Annotated in this window: 8 protein-coding genes; 6 read left to right on the top strand and 2 right to left on the bottom strand. The window is 66.6% G+C overall.

The window, feature by feature from the left end:
- Positions 1 to 1107 (top strand): chaperonin GroEL (gene groEL, locus WB508_RS05105; RefSeq protein WP_423843799.1); only part of this gene is annotated, 1107 nt, incomplete at its 5' end.
- 59 nt (positions 1108 to 1166) lie between these two features.
- On the opposite strand, the gene WB508_RS05110 is transcribed toward groEL, so the two are convergent.
- On the bottom strand, positions 1167 to 2003 hold the full coding sequence (locus WB508_RS05110) for a tryptophan 2,3-dioxygenase (protein ID WP_423843800.1): 837 nt from the start codon (positions 2001 to 2003) through the stop codon (positions 1167 to 1169).
- Positions 2004 to 2030: 27 nt separating this feature from the next.
- On the opposite strand from WB508_RS05110, the gene WB508_RS05115 reads away from it, so the two are divergent.
- The 5 genes from WB508_RS05115 to WB508_RS05135 all read left to right on the top strand — a co-directional run bounded on the left by WB508_RS05115 (position 2031) and on the right by WB508_RS05135 (position 6169).
- Positions 2031 to 2315: a hypothetical protein gene (locus tag WB508_RS05115; protein ID WP_423843801.1), complete on the top strand. Its 285-nt coding sequence runs from the start codon at positions 2031 to 2033 to the stop codon at positions 2313 to 2315.
- Positions 2296 to 2997, top strand: a complete 702-nt coding sequence (locus WB508_RS05120; protein ID WP_423843802.1) for an acyltransferase — start codon at positions 2296 to 2298, stop codon at positions 2995 to 2997. Before WB508_RS05115 ends, WB508_RS05120 begins: the two co-directional genes overlap by 20 nt.
- Before the next feature lie 86 nt (positions 2998 to 3083).
- On the top strand, positions 3084 to 4676 hold the full coding sequence (locus WB508_RS05125) for an AMP-binding protein (protein ID WP_423843803.1): 1593 nt from the start codon (positions 3084 to 3086) through the stop codon (positions 4674 to 4676).
- A gap of 61 nt (positions 4677 to 4737) precedes the next feature.
- Positions 4738 to 5769, top strand: a complete 1032-nt coding sequence (locus tag WB508_RS05130) for a YihY/virulence factor BrkB family protein (RefSeq protein WP_423843804.1) — start codon at positions 4738 to 4740, stop codon at positions 5767 to 5769.
- A gap of 4 nt (positions 5770 to 5773) precedes the next feature.
- The gene (locus WB508_RS05135) at positions 5774 to 6169 is read left to right on the top strand and encodes a cold-shock protein (protein ID WP_423843805.1); all 396 of its coding nucleotides are present in this window, start codon (positions 5774 to 5776) and stop codon (positions 6167 to 6169) included.
- Here the strand turns inward: WB508_RS05135 and WB508_RS05140 are convergent.
- A partial coding sequence (locus WB508_RS05140; RefSeq protein ID WP_423843806.1) for an MFS transporter occupies positions 6166 to 7415 on the bottom strand: 1250 nt, incomplete at its 5' end. The genes WB508_RS05135 and WB508_RS05140 overlap by 4 nt on opposite strands.

The raw sequence follows: 7415 nt of genomic DNA on the forward strand, positions 1-7415 counted from the left end.
TCCAACACCTTCGGCCTGGACCTCGAGCTCACCGAGGGCATGCGCTTCGACAAGGGCCACCTGTCGGGCTACTTCGTCACCGATCCGGCCTCCATGGAGACCGTGCTCGAGGATCCGTACATCTTGATCGTCAACAGCAAGATCAGCTCGATCAAGGACCTGGTGCCCGTGCTGGAGAAGGTCATGGCGTCCGGCAAGCCGCTGGTCATCATCGCCGAGGACATCGAGGGCGAGGCTCTGGCCACGCTGATCGTCAACAAGCTCAAGGGCGTCTTCAAGTCGGTCGCCGTCAAGGCTCCTGGCTTCGGCGATCGCCGCAAGGCCATGCTGGCCGACATCGCCATTCTCACCGGTGGCGAGGTCATCAGCGAGGAGGTCGGACTCAAGCTCGAGAACGCCGATCTGACGCTGCTCGGCACGGCCCGCAAGGTCGTCACGACCAAGGACGAGACCACGATCGTCGAAGGCGGCGGTTCCGCCGAGCAGATCGCCGGCCGGGTCAGCCAGATCAAGAACGAGATCGAGAACAGCGACTCGGACTACGACAGCGAGAAGCTGCAGGAGCGTCTGGCCAAGCTGGCCGGCGGCGTCGCGGTCATCAAGGTCGGCGCGGCCACCGAGGTCGAGCTCAAGGAGCGCAAGCACCGCATCGAGGATGCGGTGCGCAACGCCAAGGCTGCTGTCGAAGAGGGCATCGTCGCCGGTGGCGGCGTCGCGCTGGTCCAGGCCGCTGCGGCGGTGTTCGAGAAGCTGACGCTGGAGGGCGACGAGGCCACGGGCGCGAACATCGTGCGCGTTGCCGCGTCGGCGCCGCTGAAGCAGATCGCCATCAACGCTGGTCTCGAGGGTGGTGTCGTGGCCGAGAAGGTCGCCAACCTGCCCGACGGTCATGGCTTGAACGCAGCGACGGGCGAGTACATCGACCTGATCGCCGCGGGCATCATCGACCCGGCCAAGGTCACGCGTTCGGCCCTGCAGAACGCGGCATCCATCGCGGCGCTGTTCCTCACCACCGAGGCCGTCGTGGCTGACAAGCCCGAGCCGGCCGGTGCCGGTGGCGCCCCCGACATGGGCGACATGGGTGGCATGGGCGGCATGGGCTTCTAGTCCGCACAGCACCGCCTGAACGGCCCCGGACCGCACGGTCCGGGGCCGTTCTGCGCCTCCTAGAGGTGGGTGCGGACGTCGCGCAGCTCGGGGAAGAAGGTGAGCTCGAGGGCGCGCTGCAGAAAGTGCACCCCGCTGGAGCCGCCGGTGCCGCGCTTGAAACCGATGATCCGCTCGACGGTCTTGAGGTGCCGAAACCGCCACAGCTGGAAGCTCTCCTCGACGTCGACGAGCTCTTCGCACATCTCGTAGGCGTCCCAGTGATCGTGGGGGTCTGCGTAGATGCGCCGGACCACTTCGATCACTCCGGGGTGGGCTTCGTAGGGGATGGTGAGGTCGCGGTGCAAGATCTCGGTCGGCACGTCATGCCCGCGTCGGGCGAGCAGCTGCAGGAAGGCGTCATACAACGACGGCGAGCTCAGATCCGCCAGCAGCGCGTCATGCAGCGCAGGATCGTGGTCGAAGACCTTGATCATCTGCGGATTCTTGTTGCCCAGCAGAAACTCCACCGTGCGGTACTGAGGCGACTGGAAACCCGACGCCTTTCCCAGGGAATCGCGGAACTGCACGTACTCGACCGGGGTGAGGGTCTCCAGCACCGACCACTGCTCGAACATCTGTCGCTGGATGGCTTTGATTCGCGCCAGCCGCTTCAACGCTGGCGAGAGGTGGTCGGACTCGATCAGCGCGATCGCCGACCTCAGCTCGTGGATCAGCTGCTTGAGCCACAGCTCGGTCACCTGGTGCTGGATGATGAACAGCATCTCGTCGTGGTGACCCGACACCGGCTGCTGTGCCGAGAGAAGAGCTGGCAGCTGCAGATAGCTCGCGTAGGTCATCTCATCGCGGAGGTCGGTGGAGACTCCGTCCTCGATGGGCCTGAAGGATTCAGTCATGTCTGCAACCTATGGCAGGGTTCTGGCGTGGCATCGCGACCGGACCTTCCTGCGGCGTGGATCCAGCGTGTCGACGCAGCCCTCGCCGGGTGTCCGGAGTGTCAGCGCGAGCCCGCCTGGACAGGGGTTCGCTGGCGCGTCGGGGGCAGCAATGTCGTCGGGTTGGTGCTCGACGACGACACGTCGTGGGACGAAGTCGCCGAGCTGGTGGTCGAGTCGTACTGTGTGCAGGCTCCTCCTCGCCTGGTGGCTCAGGTCGACCGTCCTGACGGACGGGTGGCAGGATGCGGGGGTGGAGCAGCGACATCGTGACCGACTGCGGACGTCCGGTGTCGAGGCCACGTCGCTCGACGCCCTCACGTGGCATCTCGAGGTCGACGCCTTGCCGCAGTGGTGGCACGACCGGGGCAACGCGCTCTACCTGGCCGACGGCGCCTGGCTGCCGCCGCACGTCCTGGCCGACCTGGTCCTGTTCCCGGTCCACGACGTGCTGCTCGTCGTGGGCTCTCCCATGGAGTGGCTGAGCTCGTTGCTGGTTGGCGGTGATCACGCGACGGTCTTTGTGGATCAGCAGTGCGTTCTCACCGCCGGCGACATCTACTGCGGAGCCGATTCGCAGATCGTGCTGCACGGCCCGGTCGTGGCGACGCGCGAAGCCGTCGTCGACGCCCGCAACGGCGGCAGTATCGTGGCACTCGGTGATCAGCTCTGGGCAGCCCATGTCTACGTCGCGACCGACGACATGCACCGACTGGCCGACCGTGAGACCGGAGCTCGACTCAATCCCTTCGGCGCTCACATCCGGCTCGGCCGGCACGTCTGGCTGTGTCGTGACGCCGTGGTCACCGGCCACGTCGACGTCGGCGATGGTGCCGTCGTGGCGATGCGTGCCGTGGTTCGCGGCCAGAAGGTGCCAGCGCACGCCGTCGCGGCGGGGGTCCCTGCGCGCATCCTGCGCACCGATGTGGAATGGAGTCACGACGACCTCCCGTAGGTTCCCAGCCGGGTGCATGCCGGCGGTGAGGTCGCCCACTGATCGTCCGCCGGTAACCGTCGGTTACACGTGGCTAGAGTGTGTCCATGAGCGATCTCGCATACACCCTGAAGGTCTTTCGGCGCATCGGTCTGATCGCCCCGATCTTGCCGCACCGCATCATTGGCGCCGGCGTCCAGCTGGCCAAGTGGGGTCCCGGCTTCCCCTCGGGCGTGCACGCCTGCGCGGCCCGCTACCCGAACCAGGTCGCCATCATCGACGATGCTGGCAGCCTCACGTGGCGCGAGATGGCCCAGCAGATCAACCAGCTCACCGACGTCCTGCGCGAACGCGGGGTCGGCGCCGGCGACTCGGTCGCCCTGCTGGCGCGCAATCACCGCTACATCGTCATGGCCATGGTTGCGGTCATGCAGCGCGGCGGTCGAGTGCTGCTGCTCAACACGATGGCTAGCAAGTCTCAGCTCGGTGAGCTGGCCAAGCGCGAATCGGCTGCGCTCGTCCTGCTCGACGAGGAGTTCTTGCCGGTCGCTGCGGATCTGCCGCGTGAGGAGCTGCTGCTCACCTGGGCCGACAGCGACACCACGGACGTGCCGTCGGTGGCCGAGCTCATCGTTGGCCGTCCGACCGCTGGCCACAAGCCGCCCGAGAAGCACGGCAGCGTCATCATCTTCACCTCCGGCACCACGGGACTGCCCAAGGGCGCGCGCCGCGAGGAGCCCAAGGACCTCAAGCCGTTGGTGACCTACTTCGGTGCCATCCCGTTCACCGGGAACTCCACCATCGTGCTGGCAGCGCCCCTGTTCCACTCCTGGGGTCTGATCAACTTCGGCTTTGCCCTGTCGACGGCGCCCACCTACGTGCTGCGACGACGATTTGATCCGAAGCTGGTTCTGGCCGACATCCAGAAGCATCGCGCCGAGGTGCTCGTCGTGGTCCCGCTGATGATGCAGCGGCTGGTCGGAGTCGACCCCGACGTCGTCGCGGCGACCGACGTGTCGTCGTTGAAGATCACGGCCAGCAGCGGGTCGGCCCTGGCGGGGGATCTCGCCAATCACTTCATGGACACCTTCACCGACTCGGTCTACAACTTCTACGGTGCGACGGAGACGGGCTGGGTCACGATCGCCAGCCCACGCGACTTGCGTGAAGCACCTGGAACGGCCGGCGTGCCGCCGCACCGCACGACCGTCAAGATCCTCGACGCCGACGGACACGAGGTCCCCCAAGGTGAGACCGGTGTCATCCACGTGGGCAATGACATGCCATTCGGCGGATACACCGACGGCAACACCAAGACGTTCGCCGACGGACTCATGAGTACCGGAGATCTGGGGCACTTCGACGAGAATGGTCGCCTGTTCGTCTCGGGGCGCGACGATGACATGGTCATCTCCGGTGGCGAGAACGTGTTCCCGCGCGAGCTGGAGGACGCCTTGATCGAGCACCCAGCCATCTCCGACGTGGTGGTCACGGGCATCCCCGACGAGGACTGGGGCCAGTGCCTCGCGGCCTACGTCGTGGTGCGCGAAGGAGAGAAGCTGACCGAGGACGAGGTCGTGGCCCACGCCAAGGAGCACGTCGCGCGGTTCGCGGTGCCGCGTCGCACCATGTTCCTCGACGAGCTGCCGCGCAATCCCACCGGGAAGGTCATGAAGCGCGAGCTGCCTGACTTCGCGTAGCGCGGGCAGCCACGGTCGGTCGCGCGCTGTGGCAGGCTTGCCGCGTGAGGCGACCCCTGTCATGACGGCAACGATCGGTCCCGTCGACGGTTTCCAGCGACGCCACCGCGTCCTTGGCTTCCCGATCGCTGTGGTCTACAAGTACTTCGACGACCAGGGTGCCTATCTGTCGGCCATCATGACGTACTACGCGTTCATCGCCATCTTCCCGATCCTGCTGCTGGGCACGTCGATCCTCGGTTTCGTGCTGCAGGGAAATCCTGATCTGCAGGAGCGGCTGCTCAACTCCGCGTTGAGCCAGTTCCCGATCATCGGCGACCAGCTCGGACGCCCCGAGGGCCTGCAGGGCTCGACCTCGGCGATCGTCGTCGGATCGCTGGCGGCGTTGTACGGCTCGATGGGTCTTGGCCAGGCAGTACAGAATGCGGCGAACATCGCGTGGTCGGTGCCGCGCAACAGTCGCGCCAATCCCTTTCTGCTGCGGTTCCGCAGTCTGGTGCTCCTGTCGATCGGGGGCATCGGGATCCTGTCGCTGGCCATCGCGACCGCCGTGCTCGCCAACCCCGTCGCCATGGGCGCAGACATGGAGGCCACTGTCGGCACGGTCTCGCGGGGTGTCGGTTTCGTCCTGACGCTGGGCATCTTCGTGGCGATCTTCCGCATGATCAGCCTCGGCCGCGCCAAGACACGATCCGTGCTTCCGGGAGCATTCTTCACCGCCGTGTTGTGGCAGGCGCTGCAGGTGGTGGGCAACACCTACGTGACCGAGGTCATCGGCAAGGCCAACCAGGTCAACCAGACCTTCGCGCTGGTCCTCGGTCTGATCGCGTTCATCTATGTCGCCGCGATCATGGTGATGCTCGGACTCGAGGTCAACGTGGTGCTGCGGCGCCGGTTGTACCCGCGGGCGCTGTTGACGCCCTTCACCGACAACGTCGTGCTGACCGAGGCCGATCAGAAAGCCTACGTCGCCTATGCCAAGTCGCAGCGACACAAGGGTTTTCAGAACGTCGTCGTCACCTTCCGGGAGGGCGACGAGGCGCTGCCCACTAGGGTGGGGACCGACGGTCCAGCTCCGAAGACGCAAAGGTGACGACATGCCCACGGGCAAGGTGAAGTGGTACGACGCAGAGAAGGGCTTCGGCTTCCTCAGCCGCGAGGACGGCGAGGATGTCTACGTCCGCGCTGACGCGCTGCCCGAGGGCACGACCAGCCTCAAACCGGGCCTCCGCGTCGAGTTCGGCATCGTCTCCGGTGGCCGCGGCGACCAAGCCTTGCAGGTGCGTCTGCTCGACCCCGCCACGTCGGTGTCGCGAGCCCAGTCTCAGGCACGTCGCAAGGATCCTGAGGCCCTCGCCATCATCGTCGAGGACCTCATCCGCATGCTCGACGACATCGGCGAGGGCTATCGGCACGGTCGTCACCCCGATCGCGGTCACGCCAAGCCGATCGCTCAGGTGCTGCGGGCTGTCGCCACCGAGCTCGAGCTCTAGCCAGCCGGGCGGGGAGGCTTCTGGTCCGAGGCACGGGTCAGGACGAACACCAACCAGGCGATCAGCAGCGCGGCGACGACGAGCAGGCCCACACGGGGGCTGGCGCCGAGGGTGAACAGGCCGATGCCGATCAGTCCGCCGATGACCCAGGACAGCTGCAGCAAGGTTTCAGAGCGCGCGAACATCGAGGTGCGCACGTTCTCGCGCACATCACGTTGGATCAGGGCGTCGAGACTGAGCTTGCCCAGTGACTGGCACAGGCCGACGGTGAGCCCCAAGATCACGGCGGTCCACCAGGTGAACAGCACCCCGATCGTCGCCATGACGGTGACGTCCAGCACCAGCACCGCGATGACGACCCGCTCAGGCAGTCGCGACTTGAGGATGTTGCCCAGCAAGATGCCCAGGAGATTGCCGACGCCGGCGCCGCCGATCACCAGACCGAGCAGGAGCGTCGGGCTCCCGTCCCAGCCGAGCGATGCTGGTGGTTCGCGCAGGCGGAACGCCATGAAGATGGTGAGGAACCCGGACAGCAGGCGCAGCCCAGAGTTGCTGCGCAGCCCGTTGACGACCGCGTGGGTGATGATGATGCCCCGCCGCTGGTTGTCTCGGTCCTGGGACGGATCGGCGATGGCCGACAGGTCGACCTGCTCCTCGCCCTCGCTGGAGTCGACTCGTGCGGGCAGCAAGATGGCCAGCACCGTGCCGATCACGAACAGCAGCGCGGCGTAGCGCAGCGACCACGGCGCCCCGATCAGGGCGGCGAGACCGGCGATCGGCGCTGAGATGACGGCGGCGGCCGTGCCGGTCAGGGAGATGCGGGAGTTGGCCTTCACCAAGGTGAAGTCTGAGGGGAGGATGCGAGGCAGGGCGGCGGCGCGGGTGACTCCGTACGCCTTTGACGAGACCAGGCATCCGAGCGCCGCGATGAAGAACACGGCCGATGTCTGGTCGCCCGAGACGGCGCCGGCCAGCACCCAGCAGCAGAAGGCGCGCATGGCCAGTGTTGCGCCGATAGCCCAGCGGCGGCCGCGGCGGAAGCGGTCGAGGAAGGGTCCGATCAAGGGCGCGACGAAGGCGAAGGGAAGCATGGTGATGACCAAGAACAGCGCCACCTGGCCCGTGGCTTCGTCCGTGGGAACGGTGAAGAACAAGGTGCCAGCCAGCGAGATCGCGACGGCGGCGTCGCCGGCGGTGTTGAACACGTGCAGCTCCAGCAGGCGGGCCAGGCCGCTCTCGCCCGCGC

Origin of the sequence: Aeromicrobium sp., from assembly GCF_049586495.1 — a bacterium.
Classification (GTDB): domain Bacteria; phylum Actinomycetota; class Actinomycetes; order Propionibacteriales; family Nocardioidaceae; genus Aeromicrobium.

Excerpts from the sequence above, each read along its gene's own strand:
- WB508_RS05135 (WP_423843805.1), top strand. The coding sequence starts at position 5,774 with ATGCCCACGGGCAAGGTGAAGTGGTACGACGCAGAGAAGGGCTTCGGC.
- WB508_RS05130 (WP_423843804.1), top strand. The coding sequence starts at position 4,738 with ATGACGGCAACGATCGGTCCCGTCGACGGTTTCCAGCGACGCCACCGC.
- WB508_RS05110 (WP_423843800.1), bottom strand. The coding sequence starts at position 2,003 with ATGACTGAATCCTTCAGGCCCATCGAGGACGGAGTCTCCACCGACCTC.
- WB508_RS05125 (WP_423843803.1), top strand. The coding sequence starts at position 3,084 with ATGAGCGATCTCGCATACACCCTGAAGGTCTTTCGGCGCATCGGTCTG.